The sequence below is a fragment of the Streptomyces sp. NPDC001157 genome (genome assembly GCF_053598255.1).
The window spans coordinates 265,138-265,436 of sequence record NZ_JBSFJW010000003.1 but is presented as its reverse complement, the minus strand read 5'-3'; the positions used below and the strand labels follow the sequence as shown (position 1 = coordinate 265,436).

Annotated in this window: 1 pseudogene; it reads left to right on the top strand. The window is 69.2% G+C overall.

Annotated elements, in window-relative coordinates:
- A pseudogene (locus ACWDAG_RS07325) lies at positions 1-299 on the top strand (WD40 repeat domain-containing protein); the annotation flags it as partial.

Sequence of the window (299 nt, the reverse complement as noted above, 5' to 3'; positions counted from 1 at the left end):
CTCGGTGACTGCGGTCGCCGTGGCGCAGATCGAGGGCCGCCCTCATGCTGTCACCACCAGCCGCGACAACACGGTGCGGGTGTGGGATCTGGAGGCGGGGGCCGTACGGGCCACCCTCACGGGCCACACCAACTCGGTGACTGCGGTCGCCGTGGCGCAGATCGAGGGCCGCCCTCATGCTGTCACCACCAGCCGCGACAACACGGTGCGGGTGTGGGATCTGGAGGTGGGAACTGAACATGCCACCCTCACCGGCCACACTGGCCCGGTGACTGCGGTTGCCGTGGCGCAGATAGAGG